Genomic DNA, 23,925 nt, shown 5'->3' on the forward strand with positions numbered 1-23,925 from the left:
CTTTATCAAGGCCGCATTTTATTTTTCGCAATGCAAGAATTGTTGGCAGGTCTTTCGCCATGACCTGCCGCTCGCACTGATTCTTCAGCCCGTAGCGTGCGTTGGCTGCGGCCGTCCCCGGCCCGGCGGCGGAAGCGAGGACGGGCGGCGGCGCGCAAGCCGCTCCCCTCGCCTCCCCTCTCAGGCCGCCTTCTTCGCCCGTTTGGCGATGGTCACGAGCCCGCGCATGATCTGCGTCGTCTCCTTCAGGCGCTTCGGGATGCCGTCGAGTTCGCGGATGAAGACGACGCTCATGTCCGGCCGCACCTTGGCGAAGGAGCCCTGCTCCACGACCATCGCGGCGAGCCCCTGCGGGTTGGCGAAGGACTTGTCGCGGAAGTGGACCACGACGCCCTTCGGGCCCGCCTCCACCTTCTCGACATTCGCCTCGCGGCACAGGATCTTGATGGTCACGATCTTGAGGAGCTGCTCCACCTCGGGCGGCAGCGGGCCGAAACGGTCGATCAGCTCGGCGCCGAAGCTCTCCATCTCGGCGTCGTTCTCGATCGTCGAGAGGCGCCGGTAGAGGCCGAGCCGGACGGTGAGATCCTCGACGTAATCCTCGGGGATCGTGACGGGGGCGCCGAGCGCGATGGTCGGCGACCACGCCTCCTCCACCGGCTCCTCGATGCCGGCCTTGAGCGCGGTGACCGCGTCCTCCAGCATCTGCTGGTAGAGTTCGTAGCCCACTTCCTTGATGTGGCCGGACTGGGCGTCGCCCAGAAGGTTGCCGGCGCCGCGGATGTCGAGGTCGTGGGAGGCCAGCTGGAAGCCGGCGCCCAGCGTGTCGAGGCTCTGCAGCACCTTGAGCCGCTGCTCGGCCTGGGCCGTGAGCTGGCGGTTGGCCGGGGTGGTGAACAGCGCGTAGGCCCGCGCCTTGGAGCGGCCGACGCGCCCGCGCAGCTGGTAGAGCGCGGCCAGTCCGAACATGTCGGCCCGGTGCACGATCAGCGTGTTGGCGGTCGGAATGTCGAGGCCGGACTCGACGATGGTGGTCGAGAGCAGCACGTCGTACTTGCCCTCGTAGAAGGCCGTCATCACGTCCTCGAGCTGCCCCGCCGCCATCTGGCCGTGGGCGACCGCCACCGTGACTTCGGGCATCTCTTGATCGAGGAAGCGCTTGACCTCGGCGAGATCCTCGATGCGGGGCACCACGTAGAACGCTTGGCCGCCGCGGTAGCGCTCGCGCAGCAGCGCCTCGCGGATCAGCAGCGGATCGAACGGTGTCACGAAGGTGCGCACGGCCAGCCGATCCACCGGCGGCGTGGCGATGATCGAGAGTTCGCGCACGCCCGTCATGGCGAGTTGCAGCGTGCGCGGGATCGGCGTTGCCGAGAGCGTCAGCACGTGGACATCCGCCTGGAGCGCCTTCAGCCGCTCCTTGTGGGCCACGCCGAAATGCTGCTCCTCGTCGACGATGATGAGGCCGAGATCCTTGAACGCGACGTTCTTGGCCAGCAGCGCATGGGTGCCGACGACGATATCGACCTTGCCCTCGGCGAGCCCGGCGCGCGTCTGGCGCTGATCGCCGGCGGAGACGAAGCGGGAGAGCTGCGCCACGTTGATCGGCAGGCCCTTAAACCGCTCGGCAAACGTCCGGTAATGCTGGCGCGCGAGAAGCGTCGTCGGCACCACCACCGCCACCTGCTTGCCGGAGATCGCCGCGGCGAACGCGGCGCGGAGCGCCACTTCGGTCTTGCCGAAGCCGACATCGCCGCAGACGAGCCGATCCATCGGCCGCCCCGCATTGAGGTCGTCGAGCACCGCATCGATGGCGTTGGCCTGATCCTCGGTCTCTTGGAAGGCGAAGCGCGCGGCGAATTCTTCGTACAGGCCCTCCGGCGCCTTGAGCGAGGGCGCGGGCTTCACGAAGCGGGCGGCGGCGACCTTGATGAGTTCGCCCGCCATCTCGAGGATGCGGCGCTTCATCTTGGCCTTGCGGGCCTGCCACGCCCCGCCGCCGAGGCGGTCGAGGGCGACCTCCGAGTCTTCCGAGCCGTAGCGGGTCAGAAGCTCGATGTTCTCCACCGGCAGCAGCAGCAGGCCGCCGGCATATTGCAGCTCCAGGCAGTCGTGCGGGGCGCCGGCTGCCGTCACGGTCTTGAGGCCGACGAAGCGGCCGATGCCGTGGTCGGCATGGACCACGAGATCGCCGGGCTGGAGCGCCTGCACCTCCAGGATGATGTCCTGCGGGCGCTTCGACTTGCGCTTCTGGCGCACCAGCCGGTCGCCGAGGATGTCGCCCTCGGCCACGACCGCCAGCTTGTCGAGGGTGAAGCCCGCCTCCAGCCCCCAGACCGCGACCGCCACGTCGGTGCCGCGCTTCAACGCGTTCACGGCGGTGAAGGTGTTGATCTCAATGGGCTTCTTTAGGCCGTGATCGGTCAGAACGCCGCAGAGCCGGTCGCGGGAGCCGTCGGACCAGGATCCCAGGATCACGTGATGCCCGGATGCCTGCAGATCGCGGATATGCGCGACCGCCGCGTCGAACACGCTGGCCGCCTCGTCGGCCCGCTCGGGGGCGAAGTTGCGGCCGGCCTTGGCGCCGCAATCGATCACGGCGCGCTCCTCCGAATCCGGCTGGGCGAAGGGGGTGAGCCGGGCGACCGTGCCGGCCTCGACCTTCCCCTTCCACTCGTTCGGCGTGAGATAGAGCGCGCGCGGCGGCAGCGGCTTGTAGGGCGCGACGCCCGATTGCGGGTTCTTCAGCGCCGCCTCGCGGGCCTGGAAATAGTCCTGGATCAGGGAGAGCCGCTCGGCCGCCGCCTCCTCGACCTGCGGGTCGAACAGCATCGGCACATCGCCGAGATAGTCGAACAGGGTGTCGAGGCCGTCGTAGAACAGCGGCATCCAGTGCTCGAGGCCGGCATAGCGCCGTCCCTCGCTCACCGTCTCGTAGAGCCGGTCGTCGCGGGTCGCCGCGCCGAAGCTCGACAGGTAGCCCTGGCGGAAGCGCCGGATCGTCTCGGTGGTGAGCTGCACCTCGCTCATCGGCACGAGGTCGAGAGAGCGCAAGGACCCCACCGTGCGCTGCGTCTCCGGATCGAAGGCGCGGATCGATTCGAGGGTGTCGCCGAAGAAATCGAGGCGGATCGGGTTCGGCAGGCCGGGCGGCGACAGGTCCAGAATGCCGCCGCGCACGGCGTATTCGCCGGTATCCCGCACCGTCCCCGTGCGCAGGAAGCCGTTGGCCTCGACCCAGGCGACGACCTTGTCCATCGGCACCACGTTGCCGATCGCCGCCGAAAACGTTTCGACCGCGACCCGGGCGCGGGGCGGCACCCGCTGCACCAGGGCGTTCACCGTCGTGCAGAGGATGCGCGGCTTCTCCTCGGACGAGCGCGAGCGGGTCAGCCGCGAGAGCGCGGTCATGCGCTGCGCGGCGATCGCGGCGTTCGGCGAGACGCGATCATAGGGCTGGCAGTCCCAGGCCGGGAAACTCATCGCCTCGATCTCGGGAGCGACGAATTTCAGCGCGTTCTGGAAGGCGTTGGAACGCCCCGAATCGCGGGCGACATGGACCAGCACCGCCGGCCCCTCGAAGGTGCTCGACAGGGCGCGTGCGAGGTCGGCCGCCACCAGCGCGTCGAAGCCGTCGGGCACGGAGGCCAGCGTCGGGCTGTCGCCGCGGCGGATCGCATCGAGCGCCTTGGTCAGCGGCGCCGATTTCGGCAGGGCGAAGCGCGCGGTCTGCGGCTTCGGCGCAGACGGCTTGGATTGGGGCTTGGGTTGGGGCTTGGCCATCGGGCGTAATGTATCAGGGGAAACGGATCGGGACGGAGCGTGGATCACCCTCGATCCAAACCATTCCCCTCATCCTGAGGTGCGGAGCGAAGCGAAGCCTCGAAGTGGGCTCCGGGAATCGCGCGGTTTCTGAAGCCTCCTTCGAGGCCCGCCGACGCGGGCACCTCAGGATGGGGCGAAGAGGAGATAGGGGGCGCCGATCCGCGTTTCAGGAGTGGATCGGCGCGTCGTGCCGGTGGAACGCCTGGAGCCGGCGATAGACGGGCGTGTCGTAGTTCTCCGGCGTCGCGTCCTCGCCGGTGAGCCAGCGGAACAGGTCGCGGTCGGGCACCTCGATCAGCGCCTCGAACTGCGCCAGTTCCTCCTCAGAGAGGTCACCGATCTCGGCATCGGCGAAGCGGCCCATGATCAGGTCCATCTCGCGGATGCCGCGGTGCCAGGCGCGGAACAGCGTGCGGCGGCGGCGCGGGTCGAGATCGGCGCTGGTTCGGGTGGTGCCGGACATGGGCTTTCCCCTGCAATCGTCTGCACAGGCATGTAGAGGGGCGGACGGCTGCGGGCAAACGGCGTCAGCGCGGGGATCCCGCCTCGGCCCGCACCTGCGGCGAAACGTAGTCCGCATCGTGCGCGAAGGGGAGCGGGGCGCCCGTGCGCAGGGCGTCGAGTACCCGCGAGAAGTCGGTCTCGCAGCGGAAGCCCAGCACCCGCTCGGCGCGCGAAGCATCGTAGACGCGGCCGATGCGCCTCGGCAGGTGCCAGCTGCGCCGGGCATAGAGGTCGGGCGCATCGGGAAACAGCCGGGCGATGACGCCCGCCGCGTCCTCTTTCAGGGCCCGCGCGTCCGCGCGCGCGAAGGGGGACGGCGCCGAAAGCACGAAGGTATCGAAGCCGATCTGCGGCGCCCGCTCCAGCGCGACGACATGGGCGCGGGCGGCATCCTCCACGGTGAGGCGGCGGTGCAGGAACTCGTTGGCCTTCCGGTTCTCGCCGGTGAGGTCGCGATGGGTGTCGTCCTCCTCGGGGAAGAAGCGGGCGGTGCGCAGGCTGAGGCAAGCCAGCCCGTGCTCGCGATGGAAGAGCCGGCAGAGATCCTCGGCGGCACGCTTGGTGACGCCGTAGATGTTGCGCGGCGCGAGCGGCCCCGATTCCTCGTCGAGCCAGACCGCGTGGTCGGCGGTCTCGTCGCGGATCGCCTGCGAGATCATCAGCGAGGTCGTGGAGGTGAAGACGAAGCGGTCGTGCCCGGCTCTCACCGCCGCCTCCAGCAGGTTGAGCGTGCCGGTCACGTTCACGTCGATGAAGCGCTGCGCCGGATACCGGGCGATGTCCGGCTTGTGCAGGGCGCCGGCATGGATCACCGCCTCGATGCCCTGCGCGTCGAAGACCCTCGCCACGAGGCCCGCATCGGCCACCGAGCCGATCACCCTCGTTTCGGTGCCGGGCGCCACGTCGAGGCCGATCACGGCATGGCCCGCCGCGCGCAGTTGCGGGGCGAGGAACCGGCCGAGCCAGCCGGAGGAACCGGTGAGAAGCACGCGCATGATGCCATATGCGCAGATGTGGGCGAGGCGTGAAGCGGGGTATACGATGGCTGCGCATCGCTCACGCTTCAGAGGCCCAAGCTTCCGGTCACATGACCTCGGACACCAGCCAGACCCTCTCGCACCGCGCGGAGGCGCCCCCTCCCCGCCCCAGTGGGGATGACGGGCCCGGCCTGCGGCCCAGCATCCTCGACCCGCTCTTCGCCCCCGCCCGCGGCCTGCCCGGCGTCGGGCCGAAGATCGCGCCGCTGATCGAAAAGCTGCTCGGCTCCGAAGAGCGGCCGGCCCGCGTCGCCGACCTGCTGTTCCACCTGCCCCAGAGCGGCGTCGCCCGGCCGCTCTGCGGCTCGATCCGCGACGCGCCGACGGGCGAACCGGTCACGCTGGGCGTCACCGTGGTGGCGCACCGGCCGCCGATGCTGGGTAAGCGCGCCTTCCGGGTCCTGGTGGAGGACGGGACCGGCGACATCAGCCTCGTCTTCTTCGGCATGCCGCGGGGGCGCATCGAGAAGATGCTGCCGATCGGGGCGCATCGCTACGTCTCGGGGCGGATCGACCTGTGGGACGGCACCCGGCAGATGGTGCATCCCTCGCGCATCCTCGACGAGGCGGGGCTTGCCAGCCTTCCGGCGGTCGAGCCGATCTACGGCGCGACCGAGGGGCTGACCTCGCGGGTCATCAGCAAGATCGTCCACGGTGCGCTCGACCGGCTGCCCGTCCTGCCCGAGTGGCAGGATCCGGCCTATCTCGCCCGCAACCGCTTCCCGCCCTTCGCCGAGGCGCTGCGCATCGAGCACCGGCCGGAGGAGGCCCCCCCTCCCCCGGTCGAGGGGCAGGCGCCGCCGGCCAGCCCCGCGCGCAAGCGCCTCGCCTATGACGAGTTGCTCGCCTCGCAGCTCGCACTCGCCCTGGTGCGCGCCCGCCAGCGGCGAAAGGCCGGCCGGGTGAATGCGGGCGACGGCCACCTCAAGGAGCAGGTCGCGGCCGCCCTACCCTTCGCGCTGACCGGAGCCCAGGCGCGGGCGGTCGAAGAAATCCGCGCCGACATGGCCGCCGAGCGGCGGATGCTGCGCCTGCTGCAGGGCGATGTCGGCTCCGGCAAGACGGCGGTGGCGCTGCTCGCCATGGCCTCCGCCGTCGAGGCCGGGCGACAGGCCGCCCTGATGGCGCCGACCGAGATTCTGGCCCGCCAGCACTACGAGCGGCTGGTGCCGCTGGCCGGAGCGATGCGCCTGCGCCTGCTGACCGGCCGCGACCGGGCCGCCGAGCGCCGGGCGACGCTGGCGGATCTGGCGGCGGGCGAGATCGACATCGTGGTCGGCACCCACGCCCTGTTCCAGGAGGCGGTGGCGTTCCGCGACCTCGGCCTCGCGGTGGTGGACGAGCAGCACCGCTTCGGCGTGCACCAGCGCCTCGCGCTCGGTGCCAAGGGCGAGGCGGTGGACATCCTCGTGATGACGGCGACGCCGATCCCGCGCACCCTGGCGCTGACCTTCTTCGGCGACATGGACGTCTCGGTGCTCGACGAGAAGCCGGCCGGGCGCCAGCCGATCAAGACCATCACCGTGCCGGTGGAGCGCATCGACGAGGTGGTGGCGGGGCTGCACCGGGCGCTTCAGGCCGGCGACAGGGTCTACTGGATCTGCCCTCTGGTGGCGGAATCGGAATATGTCGATCTCGCCGCCGCCGCCGAACGGTTCGAGGATCTTCAAAAACATTTCGGCGACGCCGTCGGCCTGATCCACGGCAAGATGCCGGGGCCGGAGAAGGATGCGGCGATGGAGGCGTTTGCCGCCGGCCGCACCCGCGTGCTCGTCTCGACCACGGTGGTGGAGGTCGGCGTCGACGTGCCGGAGGCCACCATCATGGTGATCGAGCATGCCGAGCGCTTCGGGCTGGCCCAGCTCCATCAGCTCCGCGGCCGGGTCGGGCGCGGTTCCAAGGCCTCCTCCTGCCTGCTGCTCTACCGCGGCCCCCTGGGCCAAGTCGCCAAGGCGCGGCTTGAGATGATGCGAGGCAGCGAGGACGGGTTTCGCATTGCCGAGGAGGATCTGCGCCTGCGCGGCGAGGGCGAGGTGCTCGGCACCCGGCAATCCGGCATGGCCGCCTTCCGCCTCGCCCGGCTGGAGAGCGACGGCGACCTGTTGGAGGCCGCTCGCGACGATGCGCGGCTGATCGTCGAGCGCGACCCACGGCTCTCGAGCGAGCGCGGCCGGGCGTTGCGGGTTCTGCTCTACCTGTTCGAGCGCGAGGCGGCGATTCGACTGATCGGGGCCGGCTGAGCGAGGCAATCCGTTCAGGTTGCCGTTCAGGTTCGCGGAAATCTGAACGTCCCGTTCAGGAACCTCCCGACCGGGCAAAAGGCCGAACGCCTGCGGCAACGCTGCGCGACTTGGCAGCGATTCCTCAATAAAATTAGGAGCTTATTGCCTTATTCTCGCGCTTCTGCCGAAGCCTGGTGCGGGCAGAGAAAGCGAAATTACCTTGTATCTGCCCAAATTGCCGCTTAACTGGAGATGAACAAACGGCCTCGTAGACCGGGGTGCCACTGGAAAATAGGAGGATCGCGATGTCGATCGCACCGTTCCAACGCCTGCCGGGTTCCTCCGAGAATTGGGGAGCCGACGCGCTCGCCCTCGAACCCTGGCTCATGCCGATCTCGGATCGCGAGACCCGCGACGAGAGCACGACGGACGCGCTCGTGAGCGCCGTACGGCAATCCTCGCGCCGGTTCTGGATCGCGGCCAACGCGCTGTGCGCGGGCCTCGCCCTGCTGCTGAGCGCCCAGATCGCGGTCGATTGGTCGTCGCCGGTCTCCCGTCCGGTGACCGGGCATCAGGTCGCCGACGCGACGCCGCCGACCATCGCCGTGGAGAAGGCCTCCCTGCACCACTGAGGCTCGCCGAGCCACGGGACGAGCCTCTTTAAGTCTTCAGAGATCAGGGCGTGCCGGTTCCCGGCGCGCCTTTTTCGTGTCCGGGGCCTGCTCGTCGTCCTGCATCTGTGCCTGCCTCAGGGAAGCGGCCATGGCGTGCAGCCCGGCCCGCGGATCCTCCGGCTGGATCACACCCGCCGACATCACGAGCTTGGCCGCGTCGTCCACGCTGATGGCGACCTCCACGATCTCCGCGCGCGGCAGATAAAAGAAGAACCCCGTGGTCGGGTTCGGCGCGCAGGGCAGGAACACGCCGACATAATCCTTGGCCTCGCCCCCCTCCTTGGCGTGGAGCGCGCCCTGCACTTCGTTGGCCGCGGGCGCGGAGAGGAACACCACCGACCACGTTCCCTTCACCGGGAACTCCACGAGCCCGACGGTGCGGAACGAGGTGCCGTTGGCCGAGAACAGCGTCTCGAAGATCTGGCGCAGGCCGCGGTAGAGCCCGGAGATGACCGGCGTGCGGGCGAGCAGCACCTCGCCGAATTCCACCACCGAGCGCCCGACGAGGTTGGCGGTGAGGAAGCCGAGCAGCGTCACCGCGACGAAGGCGATCACGAGGCCGATCCCGGGAATCGAGAACGGCAGGTAATGGTCCGGCAGGTAGCTCGCCGGCACCAGCGGCTTCACCCAGCCGTCGATGAGGGCGATGAACCACCACGTGATGTAGATCGTGATCGCGAGCGGTCCCGCGACGATCACGCCGGTGAGGAAGTAGGTCCGCAGCCGACCGCGGGCGCTGACGCGCGTCTTGGAGGAGGCGGGTTCCGGAGCGTCCGGAATCGGCGAGAGGGTCGGCGCCACGCATGCACCTCGGGGAGGCGGAACGAGCGGGACAGCGGCTTCAGCCCCGCCACCCGGCCCTCCGGGCAGAGACCTAGCCGCTGCGAACGACCGGCTCAAGAGCGGCGGGCGCGGGCATGGGATGAGCGCTGCGACGCGGGATGCCGAGGGATGCCGAGGAATGCGATCAGTGGCGCGCGAGGCAACTTGATCGGGGCCGGCGAAAACTTACCTCGATCCTGCCGATAGCGGCCAAGTTTCAGGGAGAAGACGCGATGCACGTCACCATCGAACAGGCGGAGAAGGCGATCGAGGCCGCCCGTGCCAAGGCGGTCGAACTCGGCACCCAGATGTGCATCGCCGTCGTGGATTCCGGCGGCAACCTGAAGGCGTTCCACCGCATGGACGGCGCCTGGGTCGGCTCCATCGACATCGCCCAGAAGAAGGCCAAGACCTCGGTGTTCTTCGGCATGAAGACCGGGCAGATCGGCTCGCTGTCGCAGCCCGGCGGCTCGCTCTACGGCATCGAGCACTCGAATCAGGGCCTGATCACCTTCCCCGGCGGCATCCCGATCGTGGACGCCGACGGTGAGATGTCCGGCGCCATCGGGGTCAGCGGCTCCTCGGTGGAGAACGACGACGCCGTGGCGCTCGCGGGCGCCAGCGCCATCGGCGACACCGAGCTGCCCGACCACCCCTGGCGCACCTGAGTTTTGCGAGCGCACCGATCCGGGTGATCGATTCCCGGATCGGTGCGGCCCTCTCGGGACTGCAAAGGGCAAGAACCCGGGCGATCGTCTGGCCGTCTCACCTTCGGTGTTCGCGACCGGGCCGTCGTCGCGTTTGCACGCGCCTTGCAGGCCGGTGCGGCAGCGATCGAGCATCCGGGGCGAGCCGAGGAATGGATGGACATGTCCGCAGAGCCGCGTCGGGCACGCATTGGCGCACGCAGGAGATGTTCCTCATCCAGGAGGTGATGAACCTGATCGGAAAGGGCCTGCGCCTCGATCAGGTCGCCCGTGAGATGCTGCATCTCCTGTCCGAGATCGTCGGGCTGAACCGCGGGCGCATCGTCCTCAAAGATCCCGAGGGTGAGGGATATCGCATCGCCCATTCGTACGGGCTGACCCGCGAGGAGGCGGCGCGCGGCCGCTACGCGCCCGGCGAGGGCATCACCGGGCGCGTCATCCAGGACGGCCACCTCATCATCGTGCAGGACATCGACAAGGACCCGACGTTCCTCGGGCGCGCCGTGGCGCGGGCGCAGCTGCCCCGCGGCGCCGTCTCGTTCCTGGCGCTGCCGATCCGGGTCGATCACCGCACCGTCGGCGCCATTGCCTGCCACCGCATCCGGCACCGGGAGCGGGCGCTCTCGGACGATCTCACCATCCTGCGCATCATCGCCACCATGGTCAGCCAGTTGCTGACCCTGAGCGAACGGGTCGAGCGCAAGACGCGGGCGCTCGAAGAGCACAACGACATGCTGGCGCGGGAGCTGCGCCTCAAGCGCGCCCGCTACGGCATCATCGGCACCTCGCCCGCACTGCTGCGCGCCCTCACCCAGGTCGAGAAGGTCGCGAATGCCACCGCGAGCGTGCTGCTTCTCGGCGAGTCCGGAACCGGCAAGGAACTCTTCGCCCGCGCCCTCCATCTCGCGAGTCCCCGGCGCGACCGGCCGTTCATCAAGGTCAATTGCGCGGCGATCCCCGACAGCCTGTTCGAATCCGAGCTGTTCGGACACGAGCGCGGCGCCTTCACCGGTGCGGTCGAGGCGCGGGCCGGCTGGTTCGAGCAGGCGAGCGGCGGCACGATCTTCCTCGACGAGATCGGCGAGATGCCGGCGATTCTCCAGACCAAGCTGTTGCGCACCCTGCAGGAGGGCACCGTCGTGCGGCTGGGCGGCACCCGCGAGATCCGGGTCGACATGCGTCTCGTCGCCGCGACGAACCGCGACCTCGCCGCCGAGGTCATCCACGGGCGCTTCCGGGAGGATCTGTTCTACCGCCTCAACGTCGTGCCGATCACCCTGCCGCCGCTGGCCGAGCGGCGCAGCGACATCCCCGATCTGGTGCTGCATTTCCTTACGCAGGCGAACCAGAGCAACCAGCGCAACGTCAACCTGACGCAAGCGGCGGTTGCCCATCTCGCCCGGCAGCCCTGGCCGGGCAACATCCGCCAGCTCGCCAACTTCATCGAGCGACTGGTGCTGCTGGGGAGCGAGGGGGTCCTCGATGTCGAGGACGTGCGCCCGATGCTCGAAGGCGCCCTCGTCACGGCGCCGGCCGCTCTTGCGACGAGCCCTTATCCGGCGCCGGAACGGGAAGCGGCTTTGCGGGCGATCGGCACCGTGCGGCCCTACCTGCCCGCCGATTCCCACGGGCACGCGGAGCTGCGCATGGCCCTGAGCCAGGCCGGCGGCAACAAGACCCGTGCGGCGCAGCGACTCGGGCTGACCGAGCGGCAGTTCTCCTATCGCTGGCGCAAGCTTCAACCGACGGCGTGACAGGCTCCGACCAAACCCGACATTGTCGACACAATGTCGACAATCATCGACGCCGCGCGATGGCCTCGTAGGCGAAATCATCAATTAAACCATTGAAAAATATCGTTTTTGTGAAATAGCCGATCGCTCACGCGATCTGGCACCCGCCTTGCGCAAGTCCCTCCGAGCCGGCCCCGACCCATCCGGGGCCCGAGCCCAACAGGAGTTGCCGATGAGCGCGAGCGCCGCCCCCAAAACCATCACCACCTATCTGCGCCCGATCGACCGGGACGGCCTGATGCAGTTCGCCGAGAAGGGCCGCAGCAATCCCGGCTCACGCGGCACCAACAAGGTCCACACGGTCGTCGAGGGGCAGTACCGCACCCTCAGCTATGTCGGCGACCACCAGCCGGTCGTAGTGGACGAGCCGCTCCACCTGTTCGGCGAGAACACGGCGCCTGCGCCCGGCGAGATCGTGCTCTCGGCGCTCGGCGGCTGCCTCGCCGTCGGCATCACCGCCGTCGCCACGTGGAAGCAGGTGCGCCTCTCGCGCCTCGAACTGCATCTGGAAGGCGACATCGGCAACCCGGCCGCCTGGGGCGCCGGCGGCGCCGAGAAGCAGCCCGCCGAGATGGGCTTCCAGGAGATCCGGGTCGCCGTGACCATCGAGGGGGATGCGAGCCGCGAGGATCTCGACGCCATCGTGCAGCACGCCAACGTCTTCTCGCCGGTCGCCAACTCCCTGCGCAATCCGATCGCCTTCAAGATCGGGCTGGCTGCCTGACGCCCGCGGCGGGGCCGGGCGTGCCCCGCCGTCTTCCCCATCCTCGAGGAGACTGCACGATGCCGAGCGCCCTCGCTCTCCGGCCGGCGGACGATCGTATGGCGGCCGCGCCGGATCATCCCGACTGGACCCCCGATTGGACCGACGCGGCCGTCCTCGCCGCCACCCAGGCCATCGCCGAAGGCCCCTTGAGCGCGGCGGCGGCCGGGATCGACCGCGGCGCCTACCCGCTCGACCTCCTCGGACGGCTCGGGGACGCCGGGGCGCTCGGCGTCCATCTCGACCGCCACGGCGCCCGCCTCGGCCTGTCGATCGCCGCCATGCAGGCCGCGAGCCGAGCCTGCGGCGCCACCGGCTTCCTGATGTGGTGCCACGACGTCTGCGGCCTCTACCTGGAGCAATCGGGCAATCCGGCGCTCTCCGGCGCGGTGCTCGACGCCCACGCCGCGGGGCGGACCTTCGGCGGCACGGCGCTCTCCAATCCGATGAAGGCGTTCGCCGGGATCGAGCCGATCCTGCTGCGCGCCCGCCGCGTCCCCGGCGGCTACCGGGTGAGCGGCATGCTGCCCTGGGTCAGCCATATCGGGCCGGGCCAGTATTGCGGCGCCATCGCGGGCGTGGTCGGGGCCGGCGACACGATCAGCCACGAGATCATGTTCCTGCTGGCCTGCGACCGCGCCGAATTGCGGCCCTGCCCGCATTTCTCCGGCATGGAGGGCACCAGCACCTGGGGCGTGCGCGTGGACGACCTCTTCGTCGGACGCGACGAGATCATCGCCGATCCGGCCCGCCCCCTCATCGGCCGCATCCGCGGCGCCTTCATCCTGCTTCAATGCGGCATGGGGCTGGGCGTCACCGAGGGCAGCCTCGACGCCATGCTGGCGGTCGAGGAGACGCTCGGCCACGTCAACCAGTTCCTCGACGACCGCCCCGACGCCATCGCGGCCGAACTCGCCGAGTTGCGCGCCCGCGTGATGCGCCTCGCCGAGACGCCCTACGACGGCTCGACCGACTACCTGATCGACGTCCTCGACGCCCGCGCCCAGACCTCGGAACTGGCCTTGCGCGCCTCGCAATCGGCGCTGCTGCACCAGGGCGCGCGGGGCTACCTGATGTCGGCCGCGCCCCAGCGCCGCATCCGCGAGGCGCATTTCGTCGCCATCGTCACCCCGGCGATCAAGCATCTGCGCTGGGAGATGGCGCGGCTGTCGCGGGAGACGCTTCCCGCCTCCGAAGGAGGCCGGGCATGAGCGCGTCGGCGCCGAGCGACGGCCTCGGCCCCTGGCAGCAATTCCTCTGCCGGGCCTGCGGCCTGATCTACGACGAGGGCGAGGGCGATCCCGACAGCGGGCTCCCCCCCGGCACGCGATTCGCCGACATCCCCGAGGATTGGGCCTGCCCGATCTGCGGCGTCACCAAGGCCGATTTCGAACCCTATACGCGGCGCGCAACGGTCGCGCCGAGGCCGGTCTCCGTCGCGCCGCAGCGCCGGCCCGGCGTGGTGATCGTCGGCGGCGGCGTCAGCGGATGGAGCGTCGCCGAGGCGATCCGGGCCGAAGACGCGAGCCTGCCGATCACCCTGGTGACGGCCTGCGACGGCGCCCGCTACCACAAGCCCGAACTGTCGGTCGCCTTCGGGCGCGGCCTGGATCCGGAGGCGCTTCGACGCGAAACCGGCCCTGCGGCGGCGGCACGTTTGGGCCTCCGCCTGATGGCCGACACCGTCGCGGTCGGCCTCTCGACGGACCGCCACGCCCTGCGCACCACCCGGGGGACGCTTCCCTACACCCATCTCGTCCTCGCCCACGGCGCCCGCCCGGCGCTGCTGGCCTGCCTCGACCCGGCCCTGTGCTGGCGGGTGAACGACCTCGCCGCGTGGTCCGGGCTGCATGCCGAACTGGCGCGCGGTCCGGGCGCGGTCGCGGTGATCGGCGCCGGCATGGTCGGCTGCGAGTTGGCCGAGGATCTGGCGCGCGCCGGCCACAGCGTCACCCTCATCGGCGCGGACGCGCTGCCGATGCCCGAACTCCTGCCCGAACAGGCCGGGCGGCGCCTCTTGGCGGGCCTCGAGGGCCTCGGGATCCGCTACCGGGGACATAGCCTCGTGCACGGCCTGAGCCGACGGCCGGATGGCACGGTCGCGCTGGCGCTCGCCGACGGCACCAGCCTCTCCGCCGCGACCGTGATCGCCGCGACCGGCCTCGCCACGCCTTCGCGCCTCGTGCGGAGCGCCGGCCTCGCCTTCGACCGCGGCATCGTCGTCGATCCGGTGACCTTACGCACAAGCGGGCCAGACATCTTCGCGCTGGGCGACTGCATCAGTCTCGGCGGACATCCCTGCCGCTTCATCGAGCCGGTCGCCCGCCAAGCCGCGACCATCGCCGGCGCGATCCTGGGCCTCGACCATCCGGGCTACGCCCATGCCGCCCCGGTCATCCGCCTGAAGACCCGCTCGGCGCCGATCGCGCTGCACGGCACGCCCGTCGCCGGGGCGCCCTGGCACGTCGTGGAGGACAGCGCGCAGCGCCTCGCGATGGAGCAGCGGCAGGGCGACGCCGTCACCGCCTGGCTCGCGGCCTGAAGGAGGGCACGATGAATCCTTCGACTCCCGCCGCCGACGCCGCCCTCGAACGGGCGCAGACACAGGTCGAGGCGAGCCTCTCGGGTCAAACCCCGCGCCCTGTCGTCCAAGGCTTCTTCGACGAGCCGACCCACACCGCGACCTTCGTGGTCCACGATCCCATGAGCCGCGCGGCGGCGGTGATCGACTCGGTGCTGGATTTCGACCCTGCCTCCGGCGCCCTCTCCTTCACGGCCGCCGACCGGGTGATCGACTACGTCCGCACCGAGCACCTGACGGTCGCGTGGATCCTCGAAACCCATGTCCACGCCGACCACCTCTCGGCCGCGCCCTATCTCCAGGGCCAGCTCGGCGGCCGGCTCGCCATCGGGCGCGGCATCGTCGGCGTGCAGGAGACCTTCGGCAAGCTGTTCAACGCCGGCACCGCCTTCGCCCGCACCGGCGCCGAGTTCGACCGCCTGTTCGAGGACGGCGATCGCTTCAGCCTCGGCGGCCTCGAGGCGACCGCCCTCCACGTGCCGGGCCATACCCCGGCCGACCTCGCCTACGTCATCGGCGACGCCGCCTTCGTCGGCGACACCCTGTTCATGCCGGATTACGGCACGGCGCGGGCCGACTTCCCCGGAGGCGACGCCCGGCAACTCTTCCGCTCGATCCGACGCCTGCTGTCGCTGCCCGACGCGACGCGGCTGTTCCTCTGCCACGACTACAAGGCGCCCGGCCGCGACCGCTTCGTCACCGAGACCACCGTCGCGGCCCAGCGCGCCGGCAACGTCCATGTCCGCGACGGGACGGCGGAGGACGACTTCGTGGCGATGCGCGAGGCCCGGGACCGGACGCTGGCGGCGCCGCGGCTGATCATGCCGTCGATCCAGGTGAACATGCGCGGCGGCCGTCTGCCGGAGCCGGAAGAGAACGGCACGCGCTACCTCAAGATTCCGCTGACGACGGGCCGGGGCTAAGCCGATGCCGGACCCCGTCCAAATCGCCCTCGGGGCGGCCTCCGGCTCGGTCGTCGGGCTGATCCTGGGGCTTGCCGGCGGCGGCGGCTCGATCCTCGCGATCCCGATGCTGATCCATGTCGTCGGGCTCAGGAACGTCCATGTCGCGGTCGGGACCGGGGCGTTTGCGGTCGCGGCCTGCGCGCTGGTCAACCTCGTCGGCCATCTGCGGGTGGCGCGGGTGCCGTGGCGGGCGGCCGGATGGTTCGGCCTCGCCGGCATCCTCGCAGCCCTACTCGGGGCCGATCTCGGCAAGCAGTTCGACGGGCCGCGGCTCCAGGCTCTGTTCGCCCTGGTCATGCTCGCGGCGGCGGGGATGATGCTCCGGCGCCGGTTCCGGCCCGCCGCGGAGCCGGACGCGCCGCGCGAGAGCGTGCCGAAACTCGTCGGCTTCGGCGGAGCCACCGGGCTGATGTCGGGCTTCTTCGGCATCGGCGGCGGCTTCCTCGTCGTGCCGGGGCTCGTCGCCGCGACCGGGATGCCGCTCGTCAGCGCGGTCGGCTGTTCGCTGGTGGTGATCACCGCTTTCGGCCTCACCACCGGCATCAGCTACGCCCTGTCGCAACTCGTGGACTGGCCCCTCGTCCTCGCCTTCGTCGCGGGCGGGGCCGGCGGCGGCCTCGCCGGATTGCGGCTGCGCTCCGCCTGCGCCGCCCGCAAGGGCCTGCTCGACTCCGTTCTGGCCGGGCTCATCGCCGGCGCCGGTCTCGTGATGCTGGTGCGCTGAGCCTGCCGACAATGTCGACAATCGGTCGACATTGTCGAAGCCCTACGATCCGACAGCCCGACGCCGAATCCAGCAAACCCCTGAACTGAAATCAGAAATAAAAAATTCCAGCCCTTGGCGCGACTGTTGCTGAGAGAGTTTCACCTGCCCTGCCGGAGACCGTGATGGCCCCCTTCGACAATCCCTTCGACGCCAAACGCCGCTTCAGGCGCGGCGGCTGCTCCTGCGGGGCGCACGAGAGCCAGGCTGCGCACGAAGCGGCTCTGCCGGCCGGCGACGCTGCGATCGAGCGGGCGGTCGAGGCGACGATGCTGCGCGCCCTGTTCCCGCACGCGCCCGAGCGCCGCGCCTTCCTCAGGAGCGTGGGGGCCGCGACGGCGGCGGCGGCCGTCAGCCAGTTCCTGCCGACGAAGTTCGTGGCCGAGGCCTTCGCCGAGGCGGGCAAGCCGGAGAAGACCGACCTCAAGGTCGGCTTCATTCCGATCACCTGCGCCACGCCGATCATCATGGCCAAGCCCATGGGCTTTTACGAGAAGCAGGGTCTCAACGTCGATGTGGTGAAGACCGCCGGCTGGGCGGTGGTGCGCGACAAGACCCTGAACAAGGAATACGACGCCGCCCACATGCTGGCGCCGATGCCGCTCGCGATCACTCTGGGTCTCGGCTCGAACCCGGTGCCCTTCGCCGTGCCGGCGATCGAGAACGTCAACGGGCAGGCAATTTGCCTCGCGAATAAGCACAAGGACAACCGAGATCCGAAGAACTGGAAGGGCTTCAAGCTCGCCATCCCGTTCGATTACTCGAACCACAACTATCTGCTACGCTACTACCTCGCCGAGCACGGCATCGATCCCGACACCGACGTGCAGCTCCGCTCGGTCCCGCCGCCCGAGATGGTCGCCAACCTGCGGGCCGACAACATCGACGGCTTCCTCGCTCCCGACAACGTGGTCCAGCGCGCGGTCTACGACGGCGTCGGCTTCATCCACATCCTGTCGAAGGAGATCTGGGACGGGCATCCCTGCTGCTCCTTCTCGGTGGCGCAGGACACGATCCGCGAGATGCCGAACGCCACGGCCGCCCTGCTGCGCGCCATCCTCCAGGCGACCGCCTACGCCTCGAAGACGGAGAACCGGAAGGAGATCGCCGCGGCCATCGCCCCGGCCAACTACCTCAACCAGCCGGTCACGGTGGTCGAGCAGGTCCTCACCGGCACCTATGCCGACGGCCTCGGCAGCGTGAAGAAGGATCCCAAGCGCGTCGCCTTCGACCCCTTCCCCTACGAAAGCTTCGCGATCTGGACCCTGACCCAGATGAAGCGCTGGGGCCAGATCAAGGGCGATGTCGATTACGCGGCGGTGGCCCAACAGGTCTACCGCGCCACCGACGCCGCCAAGCTCATGAAGCAGGACGGGCTCACCCCGCCCGAGGCGACGACCAAGACCTTCGTGGTGATGGGCAAGACCTTCGATCCGGCCAAGCCCGCCGAATACCTCGACTCCTTCAAGATCAAGCGCGCGAGCTGAGCCATGAAAGGCACCCTGCGGCTTCGCGCCGGCATCCTCTCGCTCGCGCTCCTCGCGATGATCCTGCTCGGCTGGCAGGTCGCGGTGAGCGGCACGGCCAGCACCCAAGCCATGGACCCGGAATACGCCGCCCTGATGGGTCAGGCGGCCACCACGGGGAAATCGGCGATGCCGGGGCCGCTCGATGTCGGGGCAACGATCTGGCATCACCTGAAGGACCCGTTCTACGACCGGGGCCCCAACGACAAGGGCATCGGCATCCAGCTCGCCTATTCGATCGGTCGCGTGGCTTTGGGCTACGGCCTCGCGGTTCTGGTCGCGATCCCGGTCGGCTTCCTCATCGGCATGTCGCCGCTGATGAGCCGAGCGCTCGACCCGTACATCCAGATCCTGAAGCCGGTCTCGCCGCTCGCCTGGATGCCGCTCGCTCTCTACACGATCAAGGATTCGAGCCTGTCGGCGATCTTCGTGATCTTCATCTGCTCGGTCTGGCCGATGCTGATCAACACGGTGTTCGGCGTCGCCGGCACCCGCAAGGAATGGCTCAACGTCGCCCGCACCCTGGAGGTCGGCCCGGTCCGCCGCGCCTTCACGGTGATCCTGCCGGCCGCCGCGCCGACGATCCTCACTGGCATGCGCATCTCGATCGGCATCGCGTGGCTCGTCATCGTCGCGGCCGAGATGCTCGTGGGCGGCACCGGCATCGGCTACTTCGTCTGGAACGAGTGGAACAACCTCTCGATCACCAATGTGATCACCTCGATCCTGGTAATCGGCCTCGTCGGCATGGTCCTCGACCAGCTGCTCGCCCGCGCTCAGCGCCTCGTCACCTTCCCAGAATGAGGCGTCCGATGAGCACGCTCCTTCCCTTCGCGCGGCGCGCCGGCCGCCCCGCCCCCGACACCGCCGAGGCCGGGACCCGCCGTATGTCGACGTCCGAAAAGTTCATCTCGATCGAGGGAATCGCCCGGCGCTACCCGGCGCCGTGGGGCAAGAGCACCACGATCTTCAACGACTTGTGGCTGCCAATGCGCCGCGGCGAGTTCGTCTGCATGATCGGCCATTCCGGCTGCGGAAAGACCACGGTGCTCAACATCCTGGCCGGGCTCGACGCGCCCTCGGAGGGCGTCGTCATCGTCGATGGGCAGGCGATCACCGGCACCAGCCTCGACCGCGCCGTGATCTTCCAGGGCCACGCCCTGCTGCCCTGGCGCAGCGTGCTCGGCAACGTCGCCTACGCGGTGTCCTCGCGCTGGCGCAAGGCGAAGCGCGCCGAGATCGAGGCCCGCGCCCGCCGAGCGATCGCAACGGTGGGCCTCGCCGGCTCCGAGCACAAGCGCCCGTCCGAATTGTCCGGCGGCATGAAGCAGCGCGTCGGCATCGCCCGGGCGCTGGCCATCGAGCCGAAGATCCTGCTCATGGACGAGCCGTTCTCGGCGCTCGACGCGCTCACCCGCGGAACGCTGCAGGACGAGGTCCGCCGCATCTGCGTCGAGACCGGGCAGACGGTCTTCATGATCACCCACGACGTCGACGAGGCGATCTATCTCGCCGACCGGATCGTGCTGATGACCAACGGCCCGGAGGCGAAGGTCGCCGAGATCGTCGAGAACCCGCTGCCCAAGGACCGCGACCGCACTCAGCTCCACCACGCGCCGGGCTACTATGCCCTGCGCAACCACCTGATCGACTTCCTCGTGACCCGCTCCCGCACCCTGCGGGACGCGATGCCGGAGGGCTACGACCCGCGCCATCCGCCGGTGGTCCGCCCCTCCCTCAGCGAGGCGGACGCCGCCGCGCTCGCCACCGATCCCCCGGCCCGCCGGGCCTGAGCCCGACGCCCGAGGTCACTGCCTCGACCCCGCTTCCGCCCGGAAGCGGGGAAGGCCCCTCCATGCCCGATCGCACCATGCCCGGTCGCGAGCGGGCGGGGACCGTGCCCGGTCCCCGTGATCACGCTCAGATCGGGATGAGCCGGATGTTGTTGGTGTTGCCGGGGACGTGGAAGGGAATGCCGGCGGCGGCCACCACGACGTCGTTCGGCTTGGCAAAGCCTTCCGCCTGCGCGTAGTGCGCCGCCTTGGCGGTCATCTCCTCGTAGGAATCGACATCCTGCGTGTGAATGCTGTGCGCGCCCCAGAGCAGGCTCAGCCGCCGCGAGGTCGCGAGGTTCGGCGTCAGCGCCAGGATCGGCGGTCGAGGCCGCTTGCGAGCAACCCTTGCGGCGGTCGTGCCGCTCTCGGTGTAGGTGACGATCGCACTGGCGTGGACGGCCTCGGCAAGGGTTGCGGTGGCCGTGGCAACGGCGTGCGGGGCCGTTTCCTCGGTCTCCGGTTCGGAAGCGGCGATGATCGAATAGTAGAGCTTGTGTCCCTCGACCGAGCGGATGATGCGGTCCATCATCGAGACGGCCTCGGCCGGATATTGGCCTGCGGCCGACTCGGCCGAGAGCATGACGGCGTCGGCGCCGTCATAGATGGCCGTCGCCACGTCCGAGGCTTCCGCGCGGGTGGGAGCCGGCGCATTGACCATCGAGTCGAGCATCTGGGTTGCCACGATCACCGGCTTCACAAGATGCCGGCACAGGCGGATCAGCTCCTTCTGGCGGCCCGGCACGTCCTCGTGCGGGATCTCGACGCCGAGGTCGCCGCGGGCAACCATCACGGCATCGGAGAGGCGGACGATGTCCTCGATCCGCTCCAACGCCTGCGGCTTCTCGATCTTCGACATCAGGCCGGCCCGATCGCCGATCAGCGCACGGGCCTCGATGATGTCGGAGGGCTTCTGCACGAAGGAGAGCGCGACCCAGTCGACGCCGAGTTCGAGCCCGAAGGCGAGATCGGCCCGATCCTTCTCGGTCAACGGCGACACATCGAGCAGAGTGCCGGGCAGGTTGACGCCCTTGCGGTTGGAAATCGGGCCGCCGGTCACGACGAGCGCCTCGATCGTTCCTGCGCCCAGGCCGCTCACCCGGACACGGACGCGGCCGTCGTCGATCAACAGTTCCTGGCCGGGCACCACGGCTGCGAAGATCTCGGGATGATGCAGCGGAATGGCGTCCTTGCCGCCGTCCGATTCCTCGAGCACGAAGCGCACGGTCTCGCCGGTCGCCAGTTCCAGGCGTCCCCCCGCAACGGTGCCGATGCGGATCTTGGGACCCTGCAGGTCCTGCAGGATGCCGATCGGCCGGCCCATCTCCTGCTCCAACGCGCGGATCGCGGCGTGGACTCGGGCGTGATCAGCCTGGACGCCGTGGCTGAAATTGAGGCGGAAGGTATCGACGCCGGCCAGGAACAGCGTGCGCAGCATCTCGGGCGTGTTCGATGCTGGGCCGACCGTGGCGACGATCTTGGCGTGGCGGTGACGACGCATGCGCTGGTTCGGCCGTATCGGACCGCCTCTGCAAGAGTGGAATCGGGTGATCGGGATCACCTAGATGATCAGGATCGCGCGGAAGTCGTTGACGTTGGTCAGGGTCGGGCCGGTGATGACGCCGTCGCCCAGGGACTCGAAGAACCCATGGCCGTCGTTGCGATCGAGGCTGTCGGTGAGCGACAGGCCTGCCGCCGCGGCCCGCACCGGGGTTTCGGGGGTCAGCACCGCGCCGGCGATCGCCTCGATCCCGTCGACGCCGTCGGTGTCGCCGGCGATGGCATAGATGCCGGCTTGGCCGCCCAGCGCGACACCCAGCGCCAGGAGGAACTCGACGTTGCGGCCGCCGCGTCCGCTGCCACGCACGGTGACGGTGGTTTCGCCGCCGGACAGCAGCAGGCAGGGTTTGGCGAGGGGAAGTCCGTGGGTGGCGACGCTTCTGGCGATACCGGCCATGACCTGGCCGACCTCACGGGCCTCACCCTCGATCGCGTCCCCCAGGATCAGTGCCGGAACGCCTTCCTGCCGAGCAAGGTCGGCTGCCGCACGGAGCGCCATCAACGGCGTGGCCACCATCCGCACCTCCGGGGTGCCGAGGCGCGGATCGCCGGGTTTGACCGACTCGCCCCGTCCGCTCAGCAGATGCGCCCGCACCGTATCCGGGATCTCGATCCGGTAGCGGTCGAGGATCGTCAGCGCATCGGCACCGGTGGTCGGATCGGCGACGGTGGGCCCCGAGGCGATATCGAGCGGATCATCGCCGGGGGTGTCGGAGATCAGCAGCGTCACGACCCTGGCCGGATGGCAGGCGGCGGCGAGCCGCCCGCCCTTGATCGCGGAGAGATGCCGGCGGACGCAGTTCATCTCACCGATCGACGCGCCGGACTTGAGCAGGCCGCGGTTGACGGCCTGCTTGTCGGCCAGCGTCAGTCCCTCCGCCGGCAGGGACAGCAGCGACGAGCCACCGCCCGAGATCAGACAGAGGACGAGGTCGTCGGGGGTGAGCCCGGCGACCAGATCAAGCACGCGCCGGGCGGCGGCCTCGCCGGCCGCGTCCGGCACGGGATGGGCGGCTTCGACCACCTCGATCCGCGCGGTCGGCGCGCCATGCCCATAACGGGTGACGACGAGCCCGGAGAGTTCTCCTGGCCAAGCCGCCTCGACGGCCCGGGCCATGGACGCCGCTGCCTTGCCGGCGCCGACGACGATGGTGCGTCCCGGCGGCGGACTTGGCAGGTGCTGTGCAAGGCTGACGGCCGGGTCGGCCGCCGCCACGGCGGCTGCGAACAGCCGCCGCAGGAGATCTCCGGGCTCGGTCACCCTCGCCCCCTCACTCGTTGTCGCCCTGGATCGCGGCGATGACCGCGTCGGTGACTTGGCGGGTCGTCGCCTTGCCGCCGAGGTCGGGCGTGTGCAGGCTCGGGTCGGCGGTGACACGCTCGACCGCGCGCATCAGACGATCGGCGGCCGGCTTCTCGCCGAGGTGCTCCAGCATCTGGCAGGCGGTCCAGAAGGTGGCGATCGGGTTGGCGATGCCCTTGCCGGTGATGTCGAAGGCCGAGCCGTGGATCGGCTCGAACATCGACGGGAAGGTGCGCTCCGGGTTGATGTTGGCGGTCGGCGCGATGCCGAGCGAGCCGGCCAGCGCCGCGGCGAGGTCCGAGAGGATGTCGGCGTGCAGGTTGGTGGCGACGATGGTGTCCAGGGTCTCCGGCTTCATCGTCATGCGCATGGTCATGGCGTCGACCAGCATCTTGTCCCAGGTCACGTCGGGGAAGTCCTTCGCCACCTCGGCGGCGATCTCGTCCCACATCACCATGGCGTGACGCTGCGCGTTCGACTTGGTGACCACGGTCAGGAGCTTGCGCGGACGGGACTGGGCCAGCTTGAAGGCGAAGCGGATGATCCGGTCGACGCCCGAGCGCGTCATCATCGAGACATCGGTGGCGACCTCGTTGGCATGGCCCTGGTGGACCCGGCCGCCGACGCCGGCGTACTCGCCCTCCGAGTTCTCGCGCACGATCACCCAGTTCAGCTCCGGACCGCTGACGTGGCGGAGCGGGCTGGTGATGCCCGGCAGGATCCGGGTCGGGCGGACATTGGCGTACTGGTCGAAGGGCTGGCAGATGGCGAGCCGCAGGCCCCACAGGGTGATGTGGTCCGGCACGTCCGGCGCGCCGACCGCGCCGAAGAAGATCGCGTCGTGGTCCTTGATCTGTTCGCGGCCGTCAGCCGGCATCATCACGCCGTGCTTCTTGTAGTAGTCCGAACCCCAGTCGAAGTGGTCGAACTTGAAGTTGAAGCTGCCGTTCTTTTCCGCGAGCGCGTCGAGCACCTCGATGCCGGCGGCGATCACCTCGATGCCGATGCCGTCGGCGGGAATGGCGGCGATGTTGTAGGTCTTCATGGC

General features: G+C 69.7%; 19 protein-coding genes. 12 read left to right on the forward strand and 7 right to left on the reverse strand.

Going from position 1 to position 23,925, the window contains the following annotated elements; all coding sequences use genetic code 11:
• Positions 1-180: 180 nt before the first annotated feature.
• From mfd to HNR51_RS12345, 3 genes are all read right to left on the reverse strand, one after another.
• Entirely contained in the window at positions 181-3,783 is a 3,603-nt protein-coding gene (mfd, locus tag HNR51_RS12335; RefSeq protein WP_182555123.1) for a transcription-repair coupling factor, read from the reverse strand.
• Between the two features lie 208 nt (positions 3,784-3,991).
• The gene (locus HNR51_RS12340; RefSeq protein ID WP_012456370.1) at positions 3,992-4,288 is read right to left on the reverse strand and encodes an FAD assembly factor SdhE; all 297 of its coding nucleotides are present in this window, start codon (positions 4,286-4,288) and stop codon (positions 3,992-3,994) included.
• Positions 4,289-4,352: 64 nt separating this feature from the next.
• Positions 4,353-5,324, reverse strand: a complete 972-nt coding sequence (locus HNR51_RS12345; RefSeq protein ID WP_141953595.1) for an NAD-dependent epimerase/dehydratase family protein — start codon at positions 5,322-5,324, stop codon at positions 4,353-4,355.
• A 92-nt stretch (positions 5,325-5,416) separates the two neighbouring features.
• Here HNR51_RS12345 and recG point away from each other — a divergent pair, with 92 nt between their 5' ends.
• Both recG and HNR51_RS12355 read left to right on the forward strand, forming a co-directional pair.
• On the forward strand, positions 5,417-7,606 hold the full coding sequence (gene recG, locus HNR51_RS12350; RefSeq protein ID WP_182555124.1) for an ATP-dependent DNA helicase RecG: 2,190 nt from the start codon (positions 5,417-5,419) through the stop codon (positions 7,604-7,606).
• A gap of 287 nt (positions 7,607-7,893) precedes the next feature.
• Positions 7,894-8,220 carry a hypothetical protein gene (locus HNR51_RS12355; protein ID WP_012456367.1) on the forward strand — a complete coding sequence of 109 codons (327 nt, stop codon included), beginning with the start codon at positions 7,894-7,896 and terminating at the stop codon, positions 8,218-8,220.
• A 36-nt stretch (positions 8,221-8,256) separates the two neighbouring features.
• On the opposite strand, the gene HNR51_RS12360 is transcribed toward HNR51_RS12355, so the two are convergent.
• A complete protein-coding gene (locus HNR51_RS12360; protein ID WP_012456366.1) occupies positions 8,257-9,063 on the reverse strand; it encodes a DUF502 domain-containing protein in 807 nt (268 codons plus the stop codon).
• Between the two features lie 254 nt (positions 9,064-9,317).
• Here HNR51_RS12360 and HNR51_RS12365 point away from each other — a divergent pair, with 254 nt between their 5' ends.
• The 10 genes from HNR51_RS12365 (at position 9,318) to HNR51_RS12410 (ending at position 19,975) form a co-directional block, all read left to right on the forward strand.
• Positions 9,318-9,752: a GlcG/HbpS family heme-binding protein gene (locus HNR51_RS12365; protein WP_012456365.1), complete on the forward strand. Its 435-nt coding sequence runs from the start codon at positions 9,318-9,320 to the stop codon at positions 9,750-9,752.
• 191 nt (positions 9,753-9,943) lie between these two features.
• Complete coding sequence (locus HNR51_RS12370; protein ID WP_182555125.1) at positions 9,944-11,545, forward strand: sigma-54-dependent Fis family transcriptional regulator; 1,602 nt, start codon at positions 9,944-9,946, stop codon at positions 11,543-11,545.
• 211 nt (positions 11,546-11,756) lie between these two features.
• Positions 11,757-12,308 (forward strand): OsmC family protein, encoded by a 552-nt coding sequence (locus HNR51_RS12375; protein ID WP_012456363.1) that lies wholly within the window; start codon positions 11,757-11,759, stop codon positions 12,306-12,308.
• 59 nt (positions 12,309-12,367) lie between these two features.
• Complete coding sequence (locus tag HNR51_RS12380) at positions 12,368-13,558, forward strand: acyl-CoA dehydrogenase family protein (RefSeq protein ID WP_182555126.1); 1,191 nt, start codon at positions 12,368-12,370, stop codon at positions 13,556-13,558.
• Positions 13,555-14,889, forward strand: coding sequence for an FAD-dependent oxidoreductase (locus HNR51_RS12385; RefSeq protein WP_182555127.1), 1,335 nt, complete (start codon positions 13,555-13,557; stop codon positions 14,887-14,889). The genes HNR51_RS12380 and HNR51_RS12385 overlap by 4 nt, the downstream gene beginning before the upstream one ends.
• An 11-nt stretch (positions 14,890-14,900) precedes the next feature.
• Positions 14,901-15,851, forward strand: a complete 951-nt coding sequence (locus HNR51_RS12390; protein WP_182555128.1) for an MBL fold metallo-hydrolase — start codon at positions 14,901-14,903, stop codon at positions 15,849-15,851.
• A 4-nt stretch (positions 15,852-15,855) separates the two neighbouring features.
• On the forward strand, positions 15,856-16,617 hold the full coding sequence (locus HNR51_RS12395; protein ID WP_012456359.1) for a sulfite exporter TauE/SafE family protein: 762 nt from the start codon (positions 15,856-15,858) through the stop codon (positions 16,615-16,617).
• A 164-nt stretch (positions 16,618-16,781) separates the two neighbouring features.
• Positions 16,782-18,143, forward strand: coding sequence for a CmpA/NrtA family ABC transporter substrate-binding protein (locus HNR51_RS12400; protein ID WP_012456358.1), 1,362 nt, complete (start codon positions 16,782-16,784; stop codon positions 18,141-18,143).
• 3 nt (positions 18,144-18,146) lie between these two features.
• Positions 18,147-18,986, forward strand: a complete 840-nt coding sequence (gene ntrB / locus HNR51_RS12405; RefSeq protein ID WP_012456357.1) for a nitrate ABC transporter permease — start codon at positions 18,147-18,149, stop codon at positions 18,984-18,986.
• 8 nt (positions 18,987-18,994) lie between these two features.
• Complete coding sequence (locus HNR51_RS12410; RefSeq protein WP_182555129.1) at positions 18,995-19,975, forward strand: ABC transporter ATP-binding protein; 981 nt, start codon at positions 18,995-18,997, stop codon at positions 19,973-19,975.
• Between the two features lie 127 nt (positions 19,976-20,102).
• Here the strand turns inward: HNR51_RS12410 and pyk are convergent, their stop codons facing one another.
• Genes pyk through HNR51_RS12425 form a run of 3 tightly spaced genes read right to left on the reverse strand, consistent with a single transcriptional unit; the run spans position 20,103 to position 23,922 of the window.
• Positions 20,103-21,515: a pyruvate kinase gene (pyk, locus tag HNR51_RS12415; RefSeq protein ID WP_182555130.1), complete on the reverse strand. Its 1,413-nt coding sequence runs from the start codon at positions 21,513-21,515 to the stop codon at positions 20,103-20,105.
• A 60-nt stretch (positions 21,516-21,575) separates the two neighbouring features.
• Complete coding sequence (locus HNR51_RS12420) at positions 21,576-22,835, reverse strand: glycerate kinase type-2 family protein (protein WP_182555131.1); 1,260 nt, start codon at positions 22,833-22,835, stop codon at positions 21,576-21,578.
• Between the two features lie 10 nt (positions 22,836-22,845).
• Positions 22,846-23,922: a tartrate dehydrogenase gene (locus tag HNR51_RS12425; RefSeq protein ID WP_182555132.1), complete on the reverse strand. Its 1,077-nt coding sequence runs from the start codon at positions 23,920-23,922 to the stop codon at positions 22,846-22,848.
• Between the last annotated feature and the right edge of the window lie 3 nt (positions 23,923-23,925).

The sequence above is a fragment of the Methylorubrum thiocyanatum genome, from assembly GCA_014138645.1.
GTDB lineage: Bacteria > Pseudomonadota > Alphaproteobacteria > Rhizobiales > Beijerinckiaceae > Methylobacterium > Methylobacterium thiocyanatum.